Annotated in this window: 23 protein-coding genes and 1 tRNA gene; 8 read left to right on the top strand and 16 right to left on the bottom strand. The window is 60.6% G+C overall.

The window, feature by feature from the left end; genetic code table 11:
• Positions 1–8: 8 nt before the first annotated feature.
• On the bottom strand, positions 9–317 hold the full coding sequence (locus tag HNQ99_RS03140; RefSeq protein ID WP_184474197.1) for a hypothetical protein: 309 nt from the start codon (positions 315–317) through the stop codon (positions 9–11).
• Positions 318–719: 402 nt separating this feature from the next.
• Here HNQ99_RS03140 and HNQ99_RS03135 point away from each other — a divergent pair, with 402 nt between their 5' ends.
• Complete coding sequence (locus tag HNQ99_RS03135) at positions 720–1424, top strand: class I SAM-dependent methyltransferase (protein ID WP_184474196.1); 705 nt, start codon at positions 720–722, stop codon at positions 1422–1424.
• A 78-nt stretch (positions 1425–1502) separates the two neighbouring features.
• Here the strand turns inward: HNQ99_RS03135 and HNQ99_RS03130 are convergent, their stop codons facing one another.
• The 3 genes from HNQ99_RS03130 to HNQ99_RS03120 are packed head-to-tail and all read right to left on the bottom strand — an operon-like array spanning position 1503 to position 5545.
• Complete coding sequence (locus tag HNQ99_RS03130) at positions 1503–2987, bottom strand: FGGY family carbohydrate kinase (protein ID WP_184474195.1); 1485 nt, start codon at positions 2985–2987, stop codon at positions 1503–1505.
• Positions 2984–4468 carry a glycerol-3-phosphate dehydrogenase gene (locus tag HNQ99_RS03125; protein WP_184474194.1) on the bottom strand — a complete coding sequence of 495 codons (1485 nt, stop codon included), beginning with the start codon at positions 4466–4468 and terminating at the stop codon, positions 2984–2986. The genes HNQ99_RS03130 and HNQ99_RS03125 overlap by 4 nt, the downstream gene beginning before the upstream one ends.
• Before the next feature lie 6 nt (positions 4469–4474).
• The gene (locus HNQ99_RS03120) at positions 4475–5545 is read right to left on the bottom strand and encodes a YeiH family protein (protein ID WP_184474193.1); all 1071 of its coding nucleotides are present in this window, start codon (positions 5543–5545) and stop codon (positions 4475–4477) included.
• 167 nt (positions 5546–5712) lie between these two features.
• On the opposite strand from HNQ99_RS03120, the gene HNQ99_RS03115 reads away from it, so the two are divergent.
• Positions 5713–6960: an MFS transporter gene (locus HNQ99_RS03115; protein ID WP_184474192.1), complete on the top strand. Its 1248-nt coding sequence runs from the start codon at positions 5713–5715 to the stop codon at positions 6958–6960.
• Positions 6961–7217: 257 nt separating this feature from the next.
• Here HNQ99_RS03115 and HNQ99_RS03110 read toward each other — a convergent pair whose 3' ends face one another.
• Complete coding sequence (locus tag HNQ99_RS03110) at positions 7218–9536, bottom strand: TonB-dependent receptor (protein WP_184474191.1); 2319 nt, start codon at positions 9534–9536, stop codon at positions 7218–7220.
• Between the two features lie 163 nt (positions 9537–9699).
• Here HNQ99_RS03110 and HNQ99_RS03105 point away from each other — a divergent pair, with 163 nt between their 5' ends.
• Genes HNQ99_RS03105 through HNQ99_RS03090 form a run of 4 tightly spaced genes read left to right on the top strand, consistent with a single transcriptional unit; the run spans position 9700 to position 14737 of the window.
• Positions 9700–11727, top strand: coding sequence for an alpha-glucosidase (locus tag HNQ99_RS03105; protein ID WP_184474190.1), 2028 nt, complete (start codon positions 9700–9702; stop codon positions 11725–11727).
• Complete coding sequence (locus HNQ99_RS03100) at positions 11724–12740, top strand: LacI family DNA-binding transcriptional regulator (RefSeq protein ID WP_184474189.1); 1017 nt, start codon at positions 11724–11726, stop codon at positions 12738–12740. Before HNQ99_RS03105 ends, HNQ99_RS03100 begins: the two co-directional genes overlap by 4 nt.
• Positions 12741–12752: 12 nt before the next feature.
• The gene (locus HNQ99_RS03095) at positions 12753–13661 is read left to right on the top strand and encodes an aldo/keto reductase (RefSeq protein ID WP_184474188.1); all 909 of its coding nucleotides are present in this window, start codon (positions 12753–12755) and stop codon (positions 13659–13661) included.
• Positions 13658–14737: an LLM class flavin-dependent oxidoreductase gene (locus HNQ99_RS03090; protein WP_184474187.1), complete on the top strand. Its 1080-nt coding sequence runs from the start codon at positions 13658–13660 to the stop codon at positions 14735–14737. The genes HNQ99_RS03095 and HNQ99_RS03090 overlap by 4 nt, the downstream gene beginning before the upstream one ends.
• A gap of 256 nt (positions 14738–14993) precedes the next feature.
• On the opposite strand, the gene HNQ99_RS03085 is transcribed toward HNQ99_RS03090, so the two are convergent.
• Both HNQ99_RS03085 and HNQ99_RS03080 read right to left on the bottom strand, forming a co-directional pair.
• Positions 14994–15068, bottom strand: a tRNA-Gln gene (locus tag HNQ99_RS03085).
• Positions 15069–15167: 99 nt separating this feature from the next.
• Entirely contained in the window at positions 15168–16049 is an 882-nt protein-coding gene (locus HNQ99_RS03080; protein ID WP_184474186.1) for a branched-chain amino acid aminotransferase, read from the bottom strand.
• Between the two features lie 88 nt (positions 16050–16137).
• Here HNQ99_RS03080 and HNQ99_RS03075 point away from each other — a divergent pair, with 88 nt between their 5' ends.
• On the top strand, positions 16138–16635 hold the full coding sequence (locus HNQ99_RS03075) for a MarR family winged helix-turn-helix transcriptional regulator (RefSeq protein ID WP_184474185.1): 498 nt from the start codon (positions 16138–16140) through the stop codon (positions 16633–16635).
• Positions 16636–16783: 148 nt separating this feature from the next.
• Here the strand turns inward: HNQ99_RS03075 and HNQ99_RS03070 are convergent, their stop codons facing one another.
• From HNQ99_RS03070 to rpoZ, 8 genes are all read right to left on the bottom strand, one after another.
• Positions 16784–17506 (bottom strand): hypothetical protein, encoded by a 723-nt coding sequence (locus HNQ99_RS03070; RefSeq protein ID WP_184474397.1) that lies wholly within the window; start codon positions 17504–17506, stop codon positions 16784–16786.
• Between the two features lie 136 nt (positions 17507–17642).
• On the bottom strand, positions 17643–18335 hold the full coding sequence (locus tag HNQ99_RS03065; RefSeq protein ID WP_184474184.1) for an ATP12 family chaperone protein: 693 nt from the start codon (positions 18333–18335) through the stop codon (positions 17643–17645).
• Positions 18336–18430: 95 nt separating this feature from the next.
• The gene (locus HNQ99_RS03060) at positions 18431–18682 is read right to left on the bottom strand and encodes a hypothetical protein (RefSeq protein WP_184474183.1); all 252 of its coding nucleotides are present in this window, start codon (positions 18680–18682) and stop codon (positions 18431–18433) included.
• Complete coding sequence (locus tag HNQ99_RS03055; RefSeq protein WP_184474182.1) at positions 18675–19337, bottom strand: HAD-IA family hydrolase; 663 nt, start codon at positions 19335–19337, stop codon at positions 18675–18677. Before HNQ99_RS03055 ends, HNQ99_RS03060 begins: the two co-directional genes overlap by 8 nt.
• Before the next feature lie 148 nt (positions 19338–19485).
• Positions 19486–20766, bottom strand: coding sequence for an RluA family pseudouridine synthase (locus HNQ99_RS03050; RefSeq protein ID WP_184474181.1), 1281 nt, complete (start codon positions 20764–20766; stop codon positions 19486–19488).
• On the bottom strand, positions 20763–21140 hold the full coding sequence (gene crcB / locus HNQ99_RS03045) for a fluoride efflux transporter CrcB (protein WP_184474180.1): 378 nt from the start codon (positions 21138–21140) through the stop codon (positions 20763–20765). The genes HNQ99_RS03050 and crcB overlap by 4 nt, the downstream gene beginning before the upstream one ends.
• 49 nt (positions 21141–21189) lie before the next feature.
• Complete coding sequence (locus HNQ99_RS03040; protein WP_184474179.1) at positions 21190–22038, bottom strand: MipA/OmpV family protein; 849 nt, start codon at positions 22036–22038, stop codon at positions 21190–21192.
• A 201-nt stretch (positions 22039–22239) separates the two neighbouring features.
• Complete coding sequence (gene rpoZ, locus HNQ99_RS03035) at positions 22240–22584, bottom strand: DNA-directed RNA polymerase subunit omega (protein WP_184474178.1); 345 nt, start codon at positions 22582–22584, stop codon at positions 22240–22242.
• Positions 22585–22728: 144 nt separating this feature from the next.
• Between rpoZ and HNQ99_RS03030 the strand changes: the two genes are divergently transcribed.
• Positions 22729–23913, top strand: a complete 1185-nt coding sequence (locus HNQ99_RS03030) for a phospholipase D-like domain-containing protein (protein ID WP_184474177.1) — start codon at positions 22729–22731, stop codon at positions 23911–23913.
• Between the two features lie 3 nt (positions 23914–23916).
• Here the strand turns inward: HNQ99_RS03030 and HNQ99_RS03025 are convergent, their stop codons facing one another.
• Entirely contained in the window at positions 23917–24567 is a 651-nt protein-coding gene (locus HNQ99_RS03025; protein WP_184474176.1) for a class I SAM-dependent methyltransferase, read from the bottom strand.
• Positions 24568–24723: the final 156 nt, after the last annotated feature.

Here is a 24723-nt window from a genome sequence, read left to right as displayed (position 1 = left end):
CCCGCGCCTTAGCCCTGGCACTTATTGCGATCGACATAGACCCGGCGGTCGTCCTTGACATAGTAGCAGTCGCCCCGGTCGTCCCAATAATAACGACGGCCATCGGAACTGACTGCGCCGATCACGCCGCCGGCCACAGCCCCTGCGGCCGCGCCTTCACCAACGCTGACGCCAGGAATGACGGCGCCCGCGACAGCGCCGCCAGCAGCGCCCACGCCTGCACCGACAGCCGCGCCGCGCAGGGTGCGATTTTCGCTCTGGCAGGCGCTTAAGGACAGGCCCGCGAGCAGCAGCCCTGCTAGGGTGAACCTGTTCATATATATTTCCTCTCCATTTACGATCCGCCACGGCCAGATCTCTGCTCTTGCGCAGGGTTCTACCGGACGCTGTCCGATCAACGGAGGGCGAGGGAAGATCGTTCCACAAATGCCTCCTCATGCTGACGGGTTCCGCGCCGCCCAGGGCAACCTGTCGTGAATCACCCGGCCCGTTGTACAGGGGCGATGCGATAATGGATCGTCCTCTGGCTCTGATGGATAGCGATCTGGACCGGCGGCAATTGACCGTCTACGGCGGTCATTCAAATCGGGCGCACAATCGCATGCATGTTCTGCAGTTGGAATTCTGCGAAGGCGTTGGTGATATCAGTCTAGTTCCGATCTGCAGGTCATTGCTTGGTCATTCTCTCCGGAGACCATGATTCCATCCAGGGGAAAGTCATGAGCCTGCATTCCAGAATTTTGAGGATGATGCTGAGGGCCGTTTCACCCCGCGCCCGCGCAGCGCGCATGAAGCAGTTCGAACAGATGATGCAGATAAAGCCAGGGCTGCGCGTCATTGACCTGGGCGGCAGCACCAAGATCTGGAAATTCGTCGAAACACCGCTCAACATCACCGTAGTGAACCTCGAAAGCCAGCGGATCGACGAGTTCACATATGGGGCCCATCGTTTCACCATCGCCAGGGGCGACGCGACCGATCTCAGGGAATTTGCAGACGACAGCTTCGACCTGGTTTTTTCCAATAGCTGCATCGAACATGTCGGCGACGGCGACAAGCAAGCCGCTTTCGCGCAGGAGGTACGCCGCCTGGCGCCTTCCTATTTCATTCAGACCCCATCCATCCATTTCCCCGTCGAGGCACATACTGGCCTCCCCTTCTGGTGGTATTATCCGCAAGCCTGGCGACAGGCGTTCATCAGGCGCTGGAGGAGACGGCGGCCTGCTTATGGCGAATTCATTGCTGGAACGAGGGTGCTGACCAGGGAAAGGCTCGAAACAATATTTCCCGACGCCGATCTCCATAGCGAGCGCGTGCTGGGCATGGTGAAATCCTACATTGCGTGCAGAGTTAGCCCAGCCCGAAAAAAACCTGCCCCGACCGCGCTAACGGCGAAGAATTCCCGAAGCCCAAGTCTTGTGTGAATGCCACCGGCAGACGCTTCATGCTCCGGCCAGTGAAGATGATTCACTCCGGCTATGCCGGATGCGCCGTTCCGATCATCAGTTTGGCGTCTCGATCATCAGATGCTGGGCAAGACCGGACCGCCAGAGCGTGATACGCTCTCGTCGCCGTGCCTCCTCCAACTTCGACGCGAAGCTGGTGACGGTGCCGCGCATGGCAATGGCATCCTCCAGGGAGCCGTATAGTCCAGCTCCGACCCCCGCAAGCATCGCCGTGCCCAGCGCCGTCGTTTCCACGTCCGCCGGGCGTTCGACTGGAATGTCGAGAATATTAGCCAGATCCTGGGCGATCCAGTCATTGGCGCTCATTCCGCCGTCGATGCGCAGCATGGTCCAACGCGCCCCGTCGGAGGCGAAGGCGGTTTGAAGGTCGTGGCATTGATGGGCGAGCGATTCCATCGCTGCGCGGACGATGTGGGCGCGGCCGGTGCCCTGGCTGAGACCGGTGAGTACGCCGCGCGCATCGGGGAGCCAGTGCGGCGCGCCCAGACCCGCCAGCGCTGGCAGGAACAGGACGCCTCCATTGTCGGGCACGGAGCAGGCTAGATGCTCCGTCTCGGCGGCGTCGCGGATGACGCCCAGCCCGTCGCGCAGCCATTTGATGAGGCTGCCCGCGACGAAGATCGAGCCTTCAAGCGCATAGGTGCGCTCTCCGCCGATCTGGTAGAGCACGGTGCCGAGCAGGCGGTGTTGCGAACTGGCCAGGGTCTTGCCCATATTTGTGAGGACAAAGGCGCCGGTGCCCAATGTCGCCTTGGTATCGCCAGGACGCAGGCAATGCTGGCCTATGGTCGCCGACTGCTGGTCACCCGCGAGGCCGCAGATCGGGATGGCGCGACCCAAGAGGTCGGGAAGGGTCGATCCGAAACGGCCGAGGCTGTCGACCACTTCGGGCAGGACCCCACGGGGCACGCCCATGATGCCGAGGAGATCTTCATCCCAGTCGGCGCCGTCCAGTGCAAGCAGTTGGGTGCGGCTGGCGTTGCTGGCATCGCTGATGTGCAGGCCGCCGGTCAGTTTCCACACCAACCAGCTTTCGACCGTGCCGACGGCGAGGCGGTTCCCCAGCGCCCGCGCATTGGGCACATTGTCGAGTATCCAGCGAATCTTCGTTCCGGAAAAATAGGGGTCGATGACGAGGCCGGTGCGCTGCTGGAGGCGCGGTTCCAGACCCGCTTCACGCAAATCGTCGCAGAAGGGAGCGGTGCGCCGGTCCTGCCAGACGATGGCGTGCGTGACGGGTTGCCCTGTCTGCCGGTCCCAGGCGACGACAGTTTCACGCTGGTTGGTAATGCCGACGGTGGCGATCCGGTCCGCGCCACCAGCTTGCGCGACGACTTCGCGGGCGCAGACGAGCGTCTTGTCCCAGATTTCCGCCGCGTCATGTTCGACCCAGCCGGGCGCGGGATAATATTGCGTCAGTTCCCGCTGCGCCACGGACTGGATCTTGCCGTCCCCCGTGTAGACGATGGCTCGGGTCGAGGTGGTGCCCTCGTCCAGAACCAGAATCAAGTCGCCGCTCACGTCCTCTCTCCCAGATATTTTTCCAGTTCCCCTACCTGACCGGAATCGAGGTACAGGCCAAGCTTGGAACGACGCCACAAAATGTCCTGCGCGCTCCTGGCCCATTCGCGCGCCACGAGATAGTCGACTTCGGCGGCGGTCAGGCCATGGCCGAAATGCTGGCCGAGATCGGCAAGGCTTGCCGTAGTGCCGAGCCAGTCGCGCGCCGTCGTGCCATAGGCGCGAACAATGCGGTCGAGCATATCGTCCGGCAGAAAGGTGTAGGTCCGCCGCAGATCGTCGATCAGCGCGTCGCGTCCGTTCTTGGGAAAATCGCCACCCGGGAGCGGTGCGGTGGCTGTCCAGTCACCGCCTTGCAAGCTGGCGACCAGGGGGACCAGCTTTTCCACCGCATCCTTGGCAAGATGGCGATAGGTGGTGATCTTGCCGCCGAACACTGAGAGGATTGGCACTTTTCCTTCGGCATTGGTATCCAGATCGAAGCTGTAGCCGCGTGTTGCCGCCTCGGGCTTGCCGGAGCCGTCGTCAATCAGGGGGCGGATGCCCGAATAGGTCCAGACCACGTCATCCGGCATGACCTGCCGTTGAAAATAGGTGTTGGTCGCGTCGCAGAGATAGCGAATCTCCTCTTCGCTCGCCTGCACGTCGGACATGGGGCCGTGATGATCGCAGTCAGTCGTGCCGATCAGGGTGAAATCGCGCTGATAGGGGATCGCGAAAAAAATTCGGCCGTCGGGCAGCTGGAAGAAATAAGAAAAGCCATGCTCGAACAGGCGCGGCACGACGATGTGCGATCCGCGCACCAGCCGCATCCTGCGGTCAGTCTTTTCCCCGGCGCGGTCGAGGAGATCAAGGACGGCCGGACCGGTGCAGTTGACGACGGCCCGGGCCGTGAAACGTTCGCCTGCGCTATGGATCAGCCAATGATCGGCTTGCCGCACCAACCGTTTGACAGCAGTGCGGGTGCGGATCGTCGCGCCCCGATCGGCGGCATCGCGAGCGTTGAGCACAACCAGCCGGGCATCGTCGACCCAGCCGTCCGAATAGACGAATGCAGGGCCGAAGCCGGGCTTGAGCGGCGCGCCCGCCGCATGGCGGTGCAGATCGATCGATTGCGTGGCGGCCAGGTCGCGTCGCCCGCCGATATGGTCATAGAGGAACAAGCCGAGGCGTAGCAGCCAGCGCGGCCGCAGTCCCTTCACATGGGGCAGCACGAAACGCATCGGCCAGATGATGTGCGGAGCGATGGCCCAAAGCCGCTCCCGTTCGCTCAGCGCTTCGCGGACCAGAGCGAACTCATAATGTTCCAGATAGCGCAGGCCACCATGGATCAGCTTGGTCGATGCCGAAGAGGTGCCGCCCGCCAGATCGCCGCGCTCCAGCAATAGCACGCGAGCGCCGCGCCCCGCCGCGTCGCGGGCGATGCCGCAGCCGTTGACGCCCCCACCGATAACCGCAATGTCATAGATATCCTGGCTCATGCCGCCTCACAAAACTATCATGCTGAAGCCGATCGCCGTCAGCAACGACACCAGCGTCGCGGCGATCACCGGCATGGCCCCGCGCCACCCCATCTCCATGATGAGGTCGAGGCGGGATCTCATCGCCGTTGCCGTAACCGCCAGAAGAAGAAGCCCTTTGGACAGGACTAGACTGATGTCGCCTACGATTCGGGGAACCGGAAGCATTGAATTGAGCAGAACCACCGCCAGGAACAGCGTGATGAACCAAGGCAGAGCGAGCTTTCTGATCCAGTGTCCACGATTGTCGTCCTGGTCATTGGCCATGAGCATCGACACGGCGGCAACCACAGGCGCCAGCAACGCGACGCGGGACAGTTTGACGATGGTGGCATAGCTGCCCGCCGTGTCGGAAAAGGCGTAGCCGCCACCAATCGCCTGCGCGACGTCGTGGATGGATGCGCCGATCAGGAATCCCGCCTGCCGGTCATCGAAATGCAATGCGGCGGCAAGCAGCGGGTAAAAGGACATGGCAAGCGCACTGGCCACGGAAATCACCACGAGCGTCAGGGCGAACTGACCCTGGCTGACACGCTTCGTCCCCAACACGCCGAACAATGCCAGCGCGGCCGAGGCCCCGCAGATCGCGGTCGCGCCGCCCGCGAGCAGGCCGATGGCCGTTGACTGGCCGGCCAGCCGCGCAACGATTAACGCAGCGGCCATGGAGGCGCTCATAACCAGGAGGAGAGCGATGAAAGGAATGGGACCAAAGCCACCGATCTGCGCAAGCGTTACCTGCGTTCCCAGCACGACGATGCCCCAACGCAGGCAAGTCTTGGACGCCATGTCCAGCCCCTTGTGCGTGCGCGGCTCGCTGGTGATGAAATTGAGCGACAGGCCGATAAGCAGGCCCATCAGGATAATCGGGGCGCCATAATGTTCGGACAACCAAGCCGCGGCGATGCTCGCGATACCGCAGATGGCAAGGCCGGGCGATAGCGCCTTCCACCGTTCCACGAGAGAAAGTCTGGGTGGGGGGCCGTTTTCTTCAGCCAGAAAGATTTCGCCGTACAGATCGCCGGCATAGTCGCTGTTCAAAGGTCCTCACCTTGCAAAACGCATCCTTTTGATGAAGATGCTTGCTGTATGTCCTACGGTGTCATATCCGTGTGTATGGCCAAGCTTGCTTTCGGGCAAGAGGGTAAGCAGGTCCGATTGCAGAAAAGTGACGGCGCGCCGGGCAAGAAGGATGGGAGAGAGGACGAATGACTACCGTGGCCGAGACGGCGACAACCCGCCCCGAAGGCGGAACGCGCGCACAGAATTTGCTGATTGCGCTGATTTTTCTGGCCACTGCGCTCAACTATGTCGACCGTCAGGTGCTGGCTCTGCTCAAGCCGATGCTGGAAGCCGAATTCAACTGGACCGATCAGCAATTCGCCCATTTGGGATCGGTATTCCAGCTGGCCGCCGCCGCGGCGCTGCTGGGAGTTGGTTGGTTCGTGGACCGATTTGGCGTGCGGTTCGCCTATGGACTGGCGGTGGCGGTGTGGAGCATCGCCGGCATGGCTCATGCTTTGGCGGCGAGCGTACAGCAATTCGTGGTCGCCCGCGCCGTCCTGGCCACGGCGGAATCGGTCAACACCCCCGCGGCGATGAAGACGGCGGCGATCTACCTGCCCATTGAGCGGCGTTCGGTCGGCATCGGCATCATCAACACCGCGCCCAATATCGGCGCGATCCTGACGCCGATCATCATTCCGCCCTTTGCCGTCGCCTTCGGATGGAAAGCCGCCTTCATCGTGACCGGTGCGCTGGGCCTGCTATGGCTGGCGGCGTGGCATTTCAATACGCGATCGCTGGCGCCGGCGGAGGCGGCGCGAGCTGACAGGCGTGCGCCGGTGGCGTGGCGCGCGATCCTGAGTGACCGCCGGAGCTGGACCATCATCGGCGCCAAGGCGTTAACTGACCTGGTGTGGTGGTTCGTCCTGTTCTGGACGCCTGACTTCTTTGCCCGGAAGTTCGAGATGGGCCAGCAGTCGCTGGGCTATCCCATCGCCATCATCTTCACACTGGCGGCACTGGGCGCAATCAGCAGCGGGGCGCTATTCCCGATCCTGCTGCATCGTGGGCTAACGATCAACGCGGCGCGCAAGACGGCCATGCTGGCTTTCGCGCTGATTGTGCTGTCGATGCCGCTGGCGCTGGTCGTGCAGAATCCATGGATCGCGGCCATCTGCATCGGCCTGGGGCTATTCGCGCATCAGGGCTTTTCAACCAACCTTTTCGGCATCGCGACGGAGATCATCCCGTCGGCCCGGATCGCTACCGTGATTGCGCTGGGAGCCATTGGCGGGAACCTGACCGGGACCGGGATCATCGAATTTGCCGGATGGTCGCTGGACCACGGGCTTGGCTATGCGCCGCTGTTCGTGATTTGTGGGGGGGCCTATCTGGTCGCGCTGCTCTACATTCACCTGATGCAACCCCGGCTGGTCGCAGCAGAGGAATAGGGATTGCTCCTGTCTTCGGAACGGAATTAGGCCGTGCGATCCGTCGTATGGCATTTTTCCTGCCTCGATAATCTCTCTTGAATGGAAGCAGTTCAGTCCTGAGGCCGGGTTTCGCACCTGGGCCGTGCGTACCCAAGGCATCGTCATTTTTGTGCTCCCGTCCGAGCAGACGAGCAAAAAAATTCCCCCGGTGCGTAAAGCACCGGGGGATCGTCATACGGACCAACGTCCGGCGGGTGCGTGCAGTCACCCAGCCGTCAGTTGAACCGGACCCTGAGATTGACGCCGGCATAGCGATCCGCATCGCGTGGGATCATCAGGCGCTGGCCAGCGCTGGTGTTCAGCAGCACATAGCTATCGTCGAGAATGTTCTTCACCAGGAAAGTCAGGCGATAGCGGTCGTCCGGATCGGAAAAGCCGAGGCTGGCATTCCACAGGCCATAGGGGGCAATGGGGCCGCTTTCGCCCAGATCCGAAAACTGACTGCTGACATGGTGCCAGTCGGACGAAAGGTACATTTTCAACGCACCCAGGTCGCGGTCATAGTCCGCGCCGAGCGTGTAGCTGAACTTCGGCGCCAGCGGCAGGCGAGTGCCGTCGCGGGCGTCGGGCGCGTTTGTCAGCGGATTGGGATTGAAGCGTTTGACGCGGGCATCGGCATAGGCCGCATTGGCGCGCAGTGTCAGCCCCTCGAGCGGCGTCACCGTCGCGTCGACTTCGAAGCCTTTCGACCGGACGGTGCCCGCATTGGTCAGGTTGGTCGTCAACGCACCATTCACCAGAACGAAGTTGTTCGCCTGGAAGCCATCATATTCGACATAGAAGGCTGCCGCGTTAAGCTGGACCTTGCGGTCGAAGAACTGGCTCTTGAAGCCGAGTTCGAAACTGTCCGATTTTTCCGGATCGATTGGCGTCGAGTTGGTGGGCGCGACATGGTTGAAGAAGACGTTGAACGCCGGTCCCTTATAGCCACGCGTGTAGCTGGCATAGGTCATGACATCGGGCGTAACGTCATATTGCAGCACCGCCTTGCCGGAGAAATTATTGGCGCTGGTCTCGCCGCTCGTCAGGTCGGAGCCGTTGCCTCCGGACGCGATCGTGCCGCCCGCGCCGACGCCCAATATGCCGGGGCCAGTAGCGGGCAGACCGGTGGCTGCATTGATGCCCGCCGCGCGGCGATGCCTGTATTCGACATTGTCGTGCGTGTAGCGACCGCCCAGCGTCAGGCGCAGACCGGGGGTAAATTCATAAGTGGCCTGGCCGAACAGCGCCCAGTTGCGGAAGGACACGTCGCTGCGCGAGGTAGCGGTCGGGAAGATCGTGTTGACCGTGTCGTCGAGGTTGCAGGGCCGCGCGCCCGTCACCGGATCAACTGGCAGCGTCGAGGTGTCGCAGGTGACGTCGCTGCGGGTAAAATCCTGCGTGTTCTTCGAATACCAGAGGAAGCCGCCGACCTGATAGGTGAGAGGCTGGTTCTGAGGCGAGGCGAGGCGAACTTCGGCCGACACCTGCTCGGTGTTGACGGTGCCACGGTCATGCAACTCGCCGGTGCCCACGATGGGGCGCGGCAGGAAGTCGCCCTCGCGAATTTCAGTGTTCCGCCAGTTGCGGTAGCCGGTGACGATGCTGAAGGTATGATCGGCGAAGGTGTCGATATCCGCGTTAAGCGTCACGCTCCATTGCCGATCGAGCGAACGCGTGACCAAATTCTGGTTGATGGTGCGGACGTCTTCGCCGCCCCTCGGATCGAAGCCCAACTCGGCGTCCAGCACTGGACCGCGTGACACACCGGTGACTTCGGCGCAGCAATCGTCATTGGCCTTGAAATAATCTGCGATCAGGCGGAGCCGTCCGCCTTCGCCGTCATAGTCGATGAGACCGCGAGCGCCATAATGCTCATAGCCGTTCACCGTGTTCTTCCGACCACCGTAGATATTGGTCAGGTTGCCATCATAATTGCCGTAGAAACCAGTCAGGCGGCCTGTCAGATTCTGGGCGATGGGACCGGAAATCGTCAGGCGGCCACGATATTCCTCGTCCGTAGTAGCGGACATGTTGGCTTCGGCCTCGAAATTGTCCGTGCCACCCTTTGACACGATGTTGACGAGACCCGCCGACGCATTTTTACCGAACAGCGTTCCCTGAGGACCCCGCAGCACCTCCAGCCGTTCGAAATCAACCAGATCGAGGAAAGACTGGCCCGAACGGCTGAGCACGATTCCATCGACAACGGTGGACACACTTGGTTCAGCAGCAATTGAAAAGCTGATAGTGCCGACACCGCGCATCACGATGGCGCTGTTCGCGTTGGTCGTACCCTTCCGGAAAGTCACGGACGGCACGATGGCCGTAATATCTTCAAGGCTCTTGGCGCCCGCGCGGTCGAGCGCCGCGCCGGTCACCGCGGTAATGGCGATGGGCACGTCCTGCACATTCTGCTTAACCTTCTGTGCAGTAACGATAATATCTTCTACTTGAGCAGCGGCGGGTATCGCCGCCAATAGGCCGATCGACGACACTGAAAGCGCCAGCAGCTTGCCGCACTGGATCTGCCTTGCACTGGTTGAAACTGTCATCTTCCCCTCCTGATTCCGTGTGGCGCGATATTACGCGTTGCCGATTGTGAGCCCGGTGTGTCGCATCTTCTTGATTGACTGCTCAACTTATGTCAAGCGGTGTCAGACACGAAGCAGCCCAGCAAGGCTGTGGCTGGACAATGGCCAAGGGAGCGGAGCCAAGGTGAAACTGACACTTGCCGCGCAGGATGAGGGGTTTGTCTGCCTGCTCGACGGGCGAGTCCTACTCCATCACGGACCGGACCGGCCCGCCATCTCCATCGCGCGTGGTTGTCCGCAGGTGGAAATGATTCGCGGCAATTTCCGCATGGAGGATGCACCAGTCGACCGAATGGAACTTCGCGCTGCCCGCATGGACGGCGCACAGGTCGTCCTGTCCGAAAGTGCCGAAAGCGCGCTGGCTGTTCGCCTGCGCATTGAGAAGAGCGGCAACGGCGGCGGCATGATCGTGGTGGAAACGCTGTTGCCAGGCTATGACCGGCTGTGGATTGACCTGGCCGCCGAGGAGGGCGAGCACGTCTGGGGCGGCGGCGAGCAGATGAGCTATCTCGACCTTTCAGGCCGCCGCTTTCCGATCTGGACCAGCGAGCCAGGCGTCGGCCGGGACAAGAGCACCGCCCTTACGCGCTTGATGGACGAACAGGGCAAGGCCGGCGGCGATTATTGGTGGACCAATTATCCGCAGCCGACCTTCCTGTCGTCGCGGCGCTATGCCTGTCATGTCGACAGCGCGGCCTATAGCGTTCTCGATTTCACGGCCCCGGACCGGCACCGGCTAGAGATATGGGAGGGCGCGACGCGGCTCGAATTTTTCGCCGCTTCGGATTTCATCAAACTTGTGGGGCAGCTCTCCAGCCGCTTCGGTCGTCAGCCAGCATTGCCCGACTGGGCAATAAGCGGTGCGATCGTAGGCCTGAAGGATGGCGCCGCCAGCCTGACGCGGCTGGAAGCGTTTATCGAGGCCGGCGCAGAAATTTCCGGCTTGTGGTGTGAAGACTGGGTTGGCATCCGCCAGACCAGCTTCGGCCGCCGCCTGTTCTGGGACTGGTCGTGGAATGCCGAACGCTATCCTGACCTGCCCCGGCACATCGACGCGCTGGCCCGGCGCGGTATTCGCTTTCTGGGCTACGTGAACCCCTATCTGGCGGTTGACGGCAAGCAATATCAGGAAGCGCTGGAAGGCGGGCACCTGGCGCTGCGGCAGGACAGCGACGAGCCTTATCTGGTCGATTTCGGCGAATTTGATTGCGGCGTGGTCGACTTTACCAATCCGGCAAGCATGGACTGGTTCGCCGAGCGGGTGATCGGGAAGGAAATGCTGGATTTCGGCCTGTCCGGCTGGATGGCGGACTTCGGCGAATATCTGCCGGTCGACGTGCGACTGCATGATGGCAGCGATCCGATGCTGGCGCACAACCTCTGGCCGGTGCTGTGGGCCGAAACCAACGCCCGCGCCATCGCTTCGCGCGGACGGACGGGAGATGCGCTGTTCTTCATGCGTGCGGGCTTTTCGGGCGTGCAGGCATATTGCCCGCTCCTTTGGGCGGGGGACCAGTCGGTCGACTTCACCCGGCATGACGGCATCAACACTGTCATCACCGCCGCGCTTTCTTCGGGCCTTGTCGGAAATGCCTACAGCCATAGCGATGTGGGTGGCTATACCAGCCTGCACGGCAATGTTCGCAGCATCGACCTGATGATGCGCTGGTGCGAGTTGGGCGCGTTCAGCCCGGTCATGCGCAGCCATGAGGGCAATCGTCCCGACGACAATGTGCAACTCGATTCCACGCCAGATCTGCTAGCGCATTTCGCGGCGATGACGCGGGTTCATGCCGCGCTCGCGCCCTATGTCCGCACATTGAGCGATGAGGCGGTTCGCACCGGGCTTCCGGTTCAGCGCCCGCTGTTCCTGCACTATCCCGATGACCCGTCGCTCTATGCCGTGCAGGATCAGTTTCTTTATGGCGCGGACATGCTGGTCGCTCCCATCGTCGAGGAAAACTGCTCCGCGCGAAATGTCATTCTGCCCGGCGCGGGCGTCTGGAGGCATTTGTGGAGCGGACGGGATTATCGTGCCGGGACGCACCGTATCGACGCGCCTTATGGCCGCCCCCCGGTATTCTATCGCCCCGACAGTTGCTTCGCTGATATTTTCGTCTCCTTAAAGAAAGGAGATGTGGGGAAACCATGAATGAAAGAACGAATATTCGCGATGTGTCCGCGCTGGCCGGGGTTTCGGTGAAAACCGTAAGCCGCGTGCTCAACGGCCATCGCTATGTCAGCCAGGAAACACGGGATCGTGTGGAAAAGGCGATGAAGGAACTGGATTTCCACCCAAGCATCGCCGCACGCATCCTCGCCGGTACGAAATCCGGACAGATCGCGCTGATCTATGACAATCACAGTCCCTATTACATGAACCAGGTGCAGATGGGCTGCTGGGAAAGCTGCAACGCCGCCGGGGTACGTCTGCTGGCGCAGCCGGTGGATGTGAGTGATCCGACCGTTGGTGACAAGGTACGGGGTCTTATCACGGAAACCCATGTCGATGGTATCATTCTCTCCTCGCCCGTCACTGACTGCGTGCCGGTGCTAAAGATGCTGGAAGGCATGGACATCCCGTTCGTTCGGATCTCGCCTGGGACCAACCATGCCCTTACGTCGTCGGTATTCATGGATGATGCGCAGGCAGCCGATGACATGACCACCTATCTGATCAACAAGGGGCATCGAGTGATCGGCTTCATCAAGGGGCATATCAGCCATATGGCCTCTGAAGAACGACTGTTCGGCTATCGCCGTGCGCTGGATCGAGCGGCCATTCCCTTTGAACCGGCACTCGTGGCGCAGGGCGAGTTCGATTTCGACAGCGGCGTCGCCGCCGCGACCTATTTTCTCTCCGCAAGTCGACGACCGACGGCGATATTCGCCAGCAATGACGACATGGCAGCGGGCGTATTGTCGGTCGCGCACGATCTGGGCCTCAACGTGCCGGAAGACCTGTCGGTGGCAGGTTTCGACGATACGACACTGGCCCGCATGGTGTGGCCGCAGCTCACGACCATTCATCAGCCGACGCGTGAACTGGCCTCTGTCGCGGCGGAGCTGTTGCTGGACATGTCGCAGACCACGCATCGCCGTCTGCCCCACCTGCTGGTCGAACGCGCGTCGGTGGCAGCTCCATCACCCCATTTTTCCTTCTGACAGGACGATTTCATGGATTTATTGCCTACCCCCTCGCTCCGCCGTCCGCTTGGCAAAAGCGGCATAGAGGTTTCGTCCATCGCTTGGGGCAACTGGCGGCTGTGCGGGGAGGATGTCGGCGCCGTCGTGCACATGCTGAATGCTGCACTGGACGCAGGGATCACGCTGGTGGATTCTTCGGATATTTACGGACCGGACAATAATGAGCCCTTCGGCGCGTCGGAAGCGCTGCTGGGCCGGGCGTTGGCGGCGGAACCCGGGCTGCGCGGCCGTATTGAGCTGGCGACCAAGGGCGGCATTTCGATGGGTGTTCCCTATGATTCGAGTGCCCGCTATCTGGCGGCGGCCATCGATGCCTCGCTTCAGCGGTTGCAGACCGACCATGTCGAGCTCTGGCAGATCCACCGGCCCGATATCCTCACTCACCCCGCCGAAATCGCCCGAGTGATCGAGGAAGCGCACAAGGCGGGCAAGATCGGCAGCTTCGGTGTATCCAACTTCACCGTCCAGCAGATCGCCACGATGCAGCAGTTCCTGCCGCTGCAGATTGCGTCGACCCAGCCCGAACTGTCGCCCCTGCGCCTGAACCCCATCGAGAATGGCGAACTGGACCAGGCAATTGCCATGGACATGGCGGTCATGGCCTGGTCGCCCCTGGGTGGCGGCCGTATCGCGCTTCCGGTGACGGAGCGGGAACAGGCGGTGGCAGAGGCGCTGGACGTCATCGCCGCGGATTACGGCGTTTCCCGCACCGCTGCAGCCTATAGCTGGATCATGGCGCATCCCGCGCGCCCGATCCCCCTCGTCGGATCACAAAAAGCCGACCGTATCGTCGAGGCTGTTGACGCGTTCAAGGTCCGCTGGACCCGGACGCAATGGTACGACGTGCTGGTCGCATCGAAAGGAGAGGCCCTGCCATGACCGTTAAGACAACTCCAAATCCGTGCGAAATCAGCTGGTTTTCGGCACTGTGCGACGACGACTATGAATTTCTGGGACAGCCCGATCCGATGCTGGCGTCCAGCTGGGAGCACTGCCGAAATATCGTAATGGAGGCGGAAAAAGGCGGGTTCGACAATATCCTGCTGCCCTCGGGCTATCAGCTGGGCATCGACACCACCATCTTTGCCGGAGCCATCGCGCCGCTGGTGCAACGCATGCGCCTGCTCTGGGCGGTGCGCATGGGCGAGGACTGGCCGCCGCAGCTTGCCCGCCGCATCGCGACGCTCGACCGCATCCTCAATGGGCGGCTGACCGTCAACATCATTTCGTCCGACCTTCCGGGCCAGAAGATGGAGAGCAAGCCGCGCTACCAGCGCACGCTCGAGGTGATGCAGATTCTGAAGATCATGCTGTCGGGCGAACATCTGAAGTATAAGGGCGAGTTCTACGATCTCGACCTGGCGCCGCCGCGGATCGGCACACTGTCGGGCAAGTGTCCGCCGCTTTATTTCGGCGGTCTGTCCGAAGATGCACGCGAAGCGGCCGCGCAGGGGTGCGATGTCTATCTGATGTGGCCCGACACTATGGCCAATGTGCGCGAGATCGTAGGCGACATGAAGGCCCGCGCCGCACGCCATGGTCGCAACCTGAAATTCGGCTACCGTGCCCATGTCATCGTTCGAGAAAGCGAAGAGGAGGCGCGTGTTTATGCCGACCGGCTGCTGTCGAAGCTGGACGCCGATGCCGGGGAAGCGATCCGTCAGAAATCGCTTGATACGCAGAGCGTCGGTGTCACGCGGCAGGCCGAATTGCGCTCAGCGGCGGGCGGCGACGGTTTTATCGAGGATAATCTGTGGACCGGCATAGGCCGGGCGCGGTCAGGCTGCGGGGCAGCAATCGTCGGTAATCCCGACCAGGTGGTGGCGAAGCTGCGCGCCTATCAGGCGGAGGGCATAGATGCCTTCATCCTGTCCGGCTATCCGCACGCGGCCGAGGCCGATCTGTTTGCGCGACATGTACTGCCACATATCGAGCACGCTCCGCTGCACCTGTAGCTTCCGAGGGATGGGACGCACCGTTCGCGAAGCGGTTAATCACACATCGTTTTTGGCTGCGGACTGCCGGAATTGTGGAAATATGAATGACCGGCTGATTTAAGGGCAACTAGCTTCAGTTCGCTTCGACGCTAATCATGCGCTTAACATCTGCATCGTCAATCGCGTTCAGCTTGGCACCACAAATGAACCCCACAGATGAAACCCAAGGCGTGTCTGAACGATAAGTCATTGAGTTTTCAATTAATTTTGAGAATGGCTGGGGCGGGAGGATTCGAACCTCCGCATGCCGGTACCAAAAACCGGTGCCTTACCGCTTGGCTACGCCCCAATATCGCCGACGGCGGGTCATGTCCACCGGGGAGGCGCCCTTATACTCAGGACGCGGCGGCGGGAAAGGGTTTTTTATTGCCCCCTTCCCGCGCAATGTTCAGGCCTGACGGCCGTTGACCAGATCGCTATAGTCCTTCTGCAATTGCAGGGTGAGCGCACCAACCTCGAAATTCCACGGACCGGCCGACTGAACCGGCGTGATCTCCGCGGCGCTTCCCGTCAGGAAAAACTGTTCGAAACTTTCCAGTTCATCGGGCCAGATCACCCGCTCTTCCACTTCAATGCCACGCTTTTTGGCAAGGCCGATCACGGTTTGACGCGTAATGCCATTTAGGAAGCAATCGGGCGTCGGCGTATAAATCTTCCCCTCGCGGATGAAGAAAGCGTTGGCGCCCGTCGCCTCTGCAACTTGACCCCGCCAATCGAACATCAGGGCATCGTCAAAGCCGCGGTCAGCGGCATGATGCTTCGACATGGTGCAGATCATGTACAAACCCGCCGCCTTTGCCTGAGTCGGCGCGGTGTAGGGCGCGGGACGGCGCCAGGGCGCGATGTCCAGACGAATGCCCTTGGCGGCATCCCCGAAATAAGCGCCCCATTCCCAGCACGCGACGGCGACATGGATTTTCGTGCGCTGCGCCGCGACGCCCATTTGCTCCGGGCCGCGCCATGCGACGGGGCGGACATAGCAGTCGGTGAGGTTGTTCGCCTTCATCACTTCGATGCAGGCAGCGTCGATTTCCGCCACCGAATAGGGAATTTCAAAACCCAGCAATTTGGCGCTGTTATGCAATCTTTCGCTGTGCTGCGTCAGCGCGAAGATCTTGCCTCCATAGGAGCGTTGCCCTTCAAAGACGCTGGAAGCATAATGCATGGCATGCGTCAGAATGTGTACGTTGGCTTCCCGCCAGGGCACCAGTTTCCCGTCGAACCAGATCCACCCATCACGGTCATTATAGGGACGTTCATCAAGAGCCATTTGACAATTCCATAATAATGTTACGATCGCGCGCTAATCAGCGCATTAAACTTGCCATGCCTTATGACTTGCGGCAAGATAGGTCAAGATGACTGTCCAAATTTCCAACGCGTCGCCGTTGTTTTTGCGGGAAGACGAGATCAGGCGCGGTGTTGAACTGCTCTATTTCGGCTATTCTAACATGACGCGGGCCATTGACCAGACGCTGGCGAAGCAGGGCCTGGGCCGCGCGCATCACCGTGCCCTCTATTTCATTTCCCGCCAGCCGGGCCTTACGGTCAGCGAGCTGCTGAGGCTGCTGGCGATCACTAAGCAGTCCCTGGGCCGGGTGCTCAACGATCTCATCGAGCGGGGCTATATCGAAACCAGCGCAGGGGTCCGCGATCGCCGGCAAAAGCTGCTGCGTTTGACGTCGGAAGGCGCGAAGCTGGAAGCCGCGCTGTTCCGCGAACTGCGGGAAAAAATGTCAGCCGCTTATGCCCAGGCCGGACAAGGCTCCGTCACCGGCTTCTGGCGGGTACTGGAGGGTCTCATTCCGCCCGAAGACCGCAGCATGGTCGCGGCGCTGCAAGGCCGCGATAGCTGACCTCTTCGCAATGAGCATGGATGACCTTACCCAACTCCGTTCGGTTCATGTCGATCGAAGTCGAGACACGGTCGGCCAAGCCAACGTGCCTCGACTACAAACTTCGGCTGGAAGCCCCGCCCCTGCCAGGGAGACGAGGCCGCTCCCCTTATCCCTTCTGGCCGGTCATGATTTCGATTGACGGCTTGTTCACCGCATCAATCGACCCGTCGGCCATCATCTTCTTGCCCATTGCAAGGGCCTCATCCATCACGGCCTTGTCACCGCTGGTCTGGCTGAGGCCAATAAGCGCAGAGAGCAGCAGGTTGTTGTTGACCGCATCGGTTGGCGCGGCCTTTACAGACGTGCGGGCAAGGTCGGTTGCTTCCTTGTAATAGCCGTTCGCACCCGCTTTGTCCTGCGCGCCAAGGGCCTTGTTGCCTAGCTGCACCAGCATACCCGCCAAGATGTTCCGGTTATTGGGATCGGCCGGGTTGGCGGCGACAATGTCACGCCAATAGGGAACAGCCTCCTGATAGGAGCTGATCGCTGCGTCAAATTTCTGCGTCGACGCCTGCGCGGCGGCGGTCGCATAGAGAGCATTGGCCAGAAAGTTCTTATAATCCTTGTTTTCCGGCTGCGCCTTCACTGCGGCGCGAACCGCCGGCAGCGCTCCTTCATATTTGGCGAGAGCGCCTGCATTGTCGCCTGCCTGCTGCTGCTGCTGGGCGGCGGTGAAGTCGGCGACAGCCTTGTTAAAGGCGGCGATCTGTTCCGGCGTCATTTGACCCGCGGCAGGAGCCTGCCCAGTAGCGGGAGCGGCCTGCGTCGCCGGTTGAGCCGGCGTGGCGGGCTGGGCCTCTTGCGACAATGCCGGCGTTACGAGGGCCATAAGGCTTGCTGTTGCCAGCGTATTAAATGCAAATTTGCTCACTATTCGTCTCTCCATATCAAGAAGCGCGGTCGCAGAGGGAATGCGAGCCGACGCGAAACCTATGCCTGGAAAGGCCAGCGCTACCGGATGTCTATTACTGGGCTAATGCGCAGAAAGTGACGCAATCGTCATATTCCGCCCGCTTCTGTGCGCGAATTTGCGCAGCAAGCGCGTCTTCACCCCACATTTCCGCCTGCCACAACTCATCGAGCTGGGCCGCGTCCCAAATCGCCCCGGCATCCGCCGCACCTTCAAGCAGGGCCAAGCCTGCCACCAGTGATCCCGTCAGTGAAACAATGGGCGACAAACCGGCCAGAAGAAACGACGAATGGCTGGACACCGCAGCCCGAAGCCGATCCAATGTCGCTTCCGGTTGCGGCTGGTGCATGATTCCAGTGACGATGGTAAAGTGAACATCATAGCGATGGAACGCCCAGTCGAGCAGCGGATCCCAAATAGCGGACTGTCGCTCGACCAGCGGCGGCGGTTCCGCCGCGCGATAGCAGAGAAGGTCGCTTTCTCCATAAGCCGCAATTCCGGCGGAGAACGCCGCATGGTCCGGCGCGACCCTGTCGATCGCGGCATTGGCGAGCCCCGTAAAGCGCATCGCACGTGGGTCGATCTCTTCGCCTTGTTCCGCCCATTCGCGGGCGATCCGCTCGGCAAGTCCGGCTGTAGGAGCCATCAGGGGTGCGCGTCCCGGCGTTCGAACCGGCCGCCCGTCAAGCCTTATTCCATAGCCGCCTTCATCAGCGACTGCTTCCGCTTCCTTGTAAAAGCGCTTCATAGATCAGTACCCTAACATTACCGCTCCCCATAGGAGTGCTGCATAATTTGCTTGGCTTATTTGCCGTGATCCCCGCGGTTTCGCTTTCCTTGGCCTCACTCCTCCGGAGGCGTCCGCCACGCACGCGCGAGGATCTTAGGCACCATCAGCGTCTGAAACATGCCCAATGTCGCGATGATCGCGCCCATCAGCTTTGCCTTCTCGCCCGAAACAAAGGCGAATTTTTCCAGCATGATCAAAAAGCCGAACATCAGGATGAGAACACCGGAAAGGCGGAACAGTCCGATGGCGAAGAAGCGCTGTTTCGCGGCTTCTTCCCGCACTTGTTGTTCGTCACGCTCAGTCATGCGTTGCTATATGGCCATAGAGTTCGTCCGCGTCCAACGCTACGCTGCGTGCGCCCGATGCGATCAGTTCCTGTGGCGAATGATAACCCCAAGCAACACCTAACCCAGGCGTACGCGCATTCACCGCCATTTCCATGTCAAAGCTGGTATCGCCGATCATCACGGTGGTTTCCTGCGCCGCTCCCGCGTCGGCCATGGCCTGCGCAATCATCGAAGGATGAGGCTTTGACGGATGGCGGTCCGCCGTCTGCAGCGTCACGAATTTCTCGACCAAACCGTGGTGAGAAAGACAGATTTGCAATCCTCTGTCCGACTTGCCAGTGGCGACTCCCAACAGCCACCCTTCCTTATCGAGCCGTTCCACCAACTCGGCAATGCCGGCATATAACGGCTCATGCACCAGCCCCCTGCCGCGCATCGCCTGGAAAGCGAGCTTATAATTTTCGGCCACATGGATGTGAAAATCCGCCTCCGCGTCCGGCAGCAACGCCGCCATGGCTTCAGGCAAACTGAGCCCCACGACCGCCAGAGTCCGGTGCCGGGGCGGGGGCACAAGCTTCACCGCTTCAAAGGCGCGGTCCATAGCGGTGCAGATATTATGCTGGCTATCGACCAGCGTTCCATCACAGTCGAAGATCGCCAGGCGGTTGGTCATGGAACGGGCCTGTCAAAAACAAATCCTATCTTGCTTGGCAAACAAACCCGTTCGTGTCGAGCAAAGTCGAGACGCACGCGCGCAACGCCAGCATCGGTCGAGTGCATCCCAAACAATCGGGCAAAGCCGATGGGAACGTCATTCAACATCACTGCCCCCTCCGCGCCCGACGTTCACCCCGCCGTTCCTTGCGCGCCTGCTTGGCATGCTGCTTCGCATATTGTTTCAACTGCTCGCGGCTGGGTTCAGCTTTGCCCTCATCCAGCGGCAGGTCGCCCAACGAAAGGTCAAAGCCCAGGTCGGCAAGGCTTTCGGCGAAATGTGATGGCAGCTCCGCCTTGACGTCGATTGTCCCGCCATCGGGATGATCGATGCGGATGCGCCGGGCGTGAAGGTGCATTTTGCGGCTGATCGTGCCGGTCAGGAACGCGTCCTTGCCGCCATATTTGCCGTCGCCGACAATGGGATGGCCAATTGCCGCCATATGCACGCGAAGCTGGTGGGTGCGGCCGGTATAGGGTTGAAGCTCCACCCAGGCAGCCCGGTTTCCTGCGCGTTCGATGACCCGGTAACGGGTGCGCGCGGGCAGCCCCTCTTCCTCATCGATATGCATCTTCTCGCCGCCGGTGCCCGGCTGTTTGCCGATTGCAAGTTCGATCATGCCGTCGTCGATAGACGGCACGCCTAGCACGATGGCCCAATAGACTTTGCGCGCCGTCCGGCTGGAAAAGCTTTTGGCGAAAAAGGCCGCAGCCCGCGCCGTGCGCGCCAGAACCAGCGCGCCGGACGTATCCTTATCCAACCGGTGCACAAGCTTCGGCCGCCCCTCCGCGTCAAAAATCAACGCATCAAGCAGCCTATCGAGATGCTCGGTGGTCTTGGTTCCACCCTGCGTCGCCAGGCCGGGTGGCTTGTTGACCACAATTGCCTGCTGGTCGCGATGGATCACCATGTCCTGCGCGAAGGCAATTTCCTCCTGGGAAAGATCAACGACCCGCGCCTTCTTCACTGGCGCTGCGACCTTCGCCTCTTCGGGGGGCACGCGGATGACCTGCCCCTCTTCGATACGGTCGCCAGGGGCGGCGCGTGCGCCATCGACGCGGAGCTGTCCCGTCCGTGCCCAGCGCGACACGAGATTGAAACCGATGTCGGGTAAATGCCGCTTGAACCAGCGGTCCAGCCGAATACCGTCATCGTCCGCCTGTACGCGAAATTGCCGGACATCCTGAACCACGCCGCCTTTGACGGTCGCGGTTTTTGCCGGCTTGTTGACCGCGGCAGGCGTCTTCGTGGAGCCTTTGGACGCCGCGGTCCTGGCAGCGGCCGTTTGCCGGGCGGTGGCGGCTTTTGAAGCGCCTCTCGCCCTTCCCAACCCCTTGGGCGGCGGGCGTTTGCCGGGCTTGAAACCGGTTCCGCGCGGCGTCCTCATACGATTGTCCTGACTGCGAAAAGGCCCAGCGCCATAAAGCCGACCGCGCCGACAATCGACGCCGTGACATATCCTATACCGGTCGCCAATTGCCCGCGCTGCAGCATCAACACCACCTCAAGACTGAAGGACGAAAAGGTCGTGAAGCCGCCTAATATGCCGACCGCCACAAACAGGCGGATCTGTTCGCCCCCATCAATGAAGCGGGCGAGTATCCCCACCAGCAATCCCATTGCGAACCCGCCCAGTAAATTGGCGACGAGCGTTCCCCAGGGATAGCCCGGGCCCATGATATGAGTCATGAGCCGCCCAAGCTGGTAACGGCAGGCCGCACCGATCGCGCCGCCCGCCATGACGAGGAAAGTATTCTGCATAGGAAACGCCCCTACCGGCTTTTCCCGCCCAAGGAAATGGGGGCCGTCTTCAAAAGGTATAGGAAAGCCCCACCGCCGCCGCCCATTGATCCGCATCGCCGGCTTCCGAAACAATCGGACTGTCCGCATATTTGCCCAGCAGCCTTGAATAGCTTACGCCTCCTCCGATGCTAAGGCCTCCCTGCGCCAGATCGCCCGTCAGGCTGTGCATGACAAACCCGCCCACGCGAACATTCTTGAAACCGCTTCCACTCAGCCGGTATGGCGACAGCCCGCTGGCAGCCAATCCTGCCGGGGTCACGTCGAAATAAGTGTGGCCATAGCCCTTCCCGACATAATCTGCGGATACCGACAGTCCGGCATACGCCTTCAAGCTGAGCGGAGTTCCATATTCGATGCTGGGCGTGATGACATAGCTGTCATGCGCGTTCCCCACGTCCATGAGGTAGCTGATGCGGAAGGAAAGATTGTCATAGGCGCTGGTCAGAACGCCCGTCCTGGCAATGCCGACCCAGCCGCCAAGTTCAAACGCCTCGTCAAGCTTTCCTAGCGCCTTGACCTGCGGATCCTTGATCCCGCCCGCCCGGTCGAGACGCAGGTTCGCCACCGGCCCCAGCTCAATGTCCCAGCCGTTAGCGCCGCTGTCGGGAAAGACATCGACAAAAATGTTGGTGCCCCGGGTGAAAAAAGCGATATCCGCGACACGCCCCCGCACCTGCGCCCCTGGGATCAATGAATAATCGTCCGACCCTTCATAACTCGGCACATAAGCGCCCCCGGCGGTAATCGTGATACTGTCCGCGTGCGGGTCGAAGGCGGGCGGACCTTGCTCCTGAGCAAAGGCGTTGGGGATGACCAGGGGAAAGAGGCACAAGGCGAGCAGGCGTTGCCGGGTCATTGGAAATCTCCCTGAAGGTCTGGCTAAAGGGAAATAGCGCAACTATCGGCAATGGTTCCGAAAAATGGGGTCGTGCACAAGAATAAATGTTTCGGGGGCTTCCTTATTCTTACGCTCTCCAAATAGAAAAGGGCCCGGCCGCATAGCGGTCAGGCCCTGTCCTCCCCTATTAGCTTTTTGGTGTCAGGCGTCGTATTGGTGTCAGGCGTCGTAGTCACCACCGATATTCTGGTTGCGCGGTGGCGCGGCAGCGGTCAGCCGCAGCGCCTCAGCCGATTGGGCGATGGATCCGATTTCGTCCGGCATCTCATCGTCGTCCACCTGAACCTTCTGCAGTCCGGCCACCAACGAATCCTGAAGGTCATCGGGATAAACCGTCTCTTCGGCGATTTCGCGCAAAGCAACGACGGGATTTTTGTCGCGGTCGCGATCAATGGTCAGTTCGGCCCCGCCGCTGATTTCCCGCGCACGCTGCGCGGCCAGCAGGACGAGGTCAAAGCGATTGGTAACCTTGTCGACGCAATCTTCGACGGTAACGCGGGCCATGCGGGCTCCTTGAAAAATTCCGGAAAAGAAAGTCGTGCGACTAACAGTGTCGATCGACAGAGTCAATGAAAAGCGCGCCCGCAGCTCGGTCCTCAACATGCGCTCAACCTATGCAAGTCGCGTAAAAAGAGGCATGCTGCACCCATGTCCGCCGACATTGCTCCCACGCCATCGCATGTGTCAGCCAGGATCGAGGGTAACCGGCTGCATCTGATCGACACAGGGCCTGAACGCCTATCGGAACTGCTGCACCTGATCGGTGGCGCGAAACGCTATCTAAAGCTCTATTTCTACATGTTTGAGAGCGACGATTATGGCCACTGGGTCATGGAACGGCTGCTCGATGCGCTTCACCGCGGCATTGCCATCACCTTGATGATCGACAGTTTCGGCTCTTCGGGCGCCGATCCCAAATTCTTCATTCCCTTCAAGGAGGCGGGCGGACGATTCGGCATTTTCGGCAACCGCCGATCTATCCGCTACCTGATCCGCAACCATCAGAAGATTGCCATCGCGGACGGCCAGCGAATGCTGACTGGCGGCTTCAACATCTCCAAACATTATTTCGGCACGCCGGAGGACAATGCCTGGCGCGACCTGGGCCTCTACCTGGAAGGGCCGCAAGTAGCAGAGGCTGAACGCTGGTTCGACGCGCTGGAAAAATGGGTAATGGCGCCCAAGCAGCGCTATTCCGCGCTCCGCCGCCTGATTCGCTTCTGGCCAAAAAAGGAAGGCACTTTCACTTGGCTGGTGGGCGGCCCGGTCCGGCTGAGTTCCTGGACCCAGGCAATCAAGCACGATTTGGAACGCGGCAGGCGGTGCGACATGGTCCAGGCCTATTTCGCTCCTTCACGAGGCATGCTGAGAAGGTTGAACGCCATTGGCCTTCGGGGCGAAGTGCGGCTCATCACTGCGTCGAAATCAGACAACACCACGACCGTCGCGGCGGCGCGCTGGCTATATGGAGGCCTCATCCGCCACGGCGTGAAGATCTACGAATTCCTGCCATGCAAGCTGCACATGAAGCTGATCGTCATCGACGACATTGTCTATATCGGATCAGCCAATTTCGATATGCGCAGCTTGTTCATCAACCTGGAATTGATGCTGCGGATTCGTGATGAAGGGTTGGCCCAACAGGTCCGCGCCTTCATCGACCGGGATGTCGAGGATTGCCAGGAAATCACGCAGGACCTGCACCGCCGGCGCACCGGCCCATTCACCCGCCTGCTGGGTTGGATCAGTTATGCTATGGTGTCGGCAGTAGATTTCACCGTCACTCGCAGGCTGAACTTCCCGGCGCACATGCGGGCAACAGATGACGACTGAAGATCAGGCCGCCATCTCCTCAGCAGGCGCATCCTTCCACGCCCAATAGAGCTGGCACGGCGGGATGTTCCAGAATTCGAAACCCTGATCGATCTCACTGAAATGAGGGGCAATGAATTTCCGCACCTTGGGCGAATATTGATAGACCAGGAACGCCCCGCCCGGACGCAGCGCCGCTTCGGTTTCGCGGGCGATGGCCGGTCCTACGCCCTGGGGCAATGTAGAAAAGGGAAGGCCGGACAAAATGTAATCGGCATGGTCGAAACCATGTTCCGCGATGATCCTGCGAACATCGGCGGCAGAGCCATGCACCGCCAGAAATCGGCTGTCGGCAATGTCCGCATTCAAATAATCGACAAACTCCTCATTGGTGTCGATCGCGATCAGCATTGCGTCGGGGCGCATCCGCTCCAGCACCGGGCGGCAGAAAGTGCCAACGCCCGGTCCGTATTCGACAAACAGCTTCACATTCTGCCAATCCACCGGTTTCAGCATGGATCGTATCAGCGTTGGGGACGACGGTATGATCGAGCCCACCATGACGGGATGCTTGAGGAAGCCTCGAAAGAACAAGCCCCAAGGACCCAGAAACCTGGAGAAGCGGACTAGAAGACTATTCGAACTGCGAAGCTTTTCGGCGCGTGAGATGGTCATTCCGTATCCGTCGGTTATTCTTTAAGGCGGAAGCCGTCGCAAATCCTGGGTAAGTTTTCAAGTACGCTCATCATCTTTCCCGGATGTGGCTGGCACTGACTGCGATGAATGGAAGCAAAGCGCTGACGGATATATGTGGGCTAAGATTGACAAAAA

Source organism: Rhizorhapis suberifaciens, assembly GCF_014200045.1.
GTDB classification, from domain to species: Bacteria; Pseudomonadota; Alphaproteobacteria; order Sphingomonadales; family Sphingomonadaceae; genus Rhizorhapis; species Rhizorhapis suberifaciens.
The sequence above is the reverse complement of the archived record's forward strand: the minus strand, read 5'-3'. Positions and strand labels throughout refer to the sequence as shown.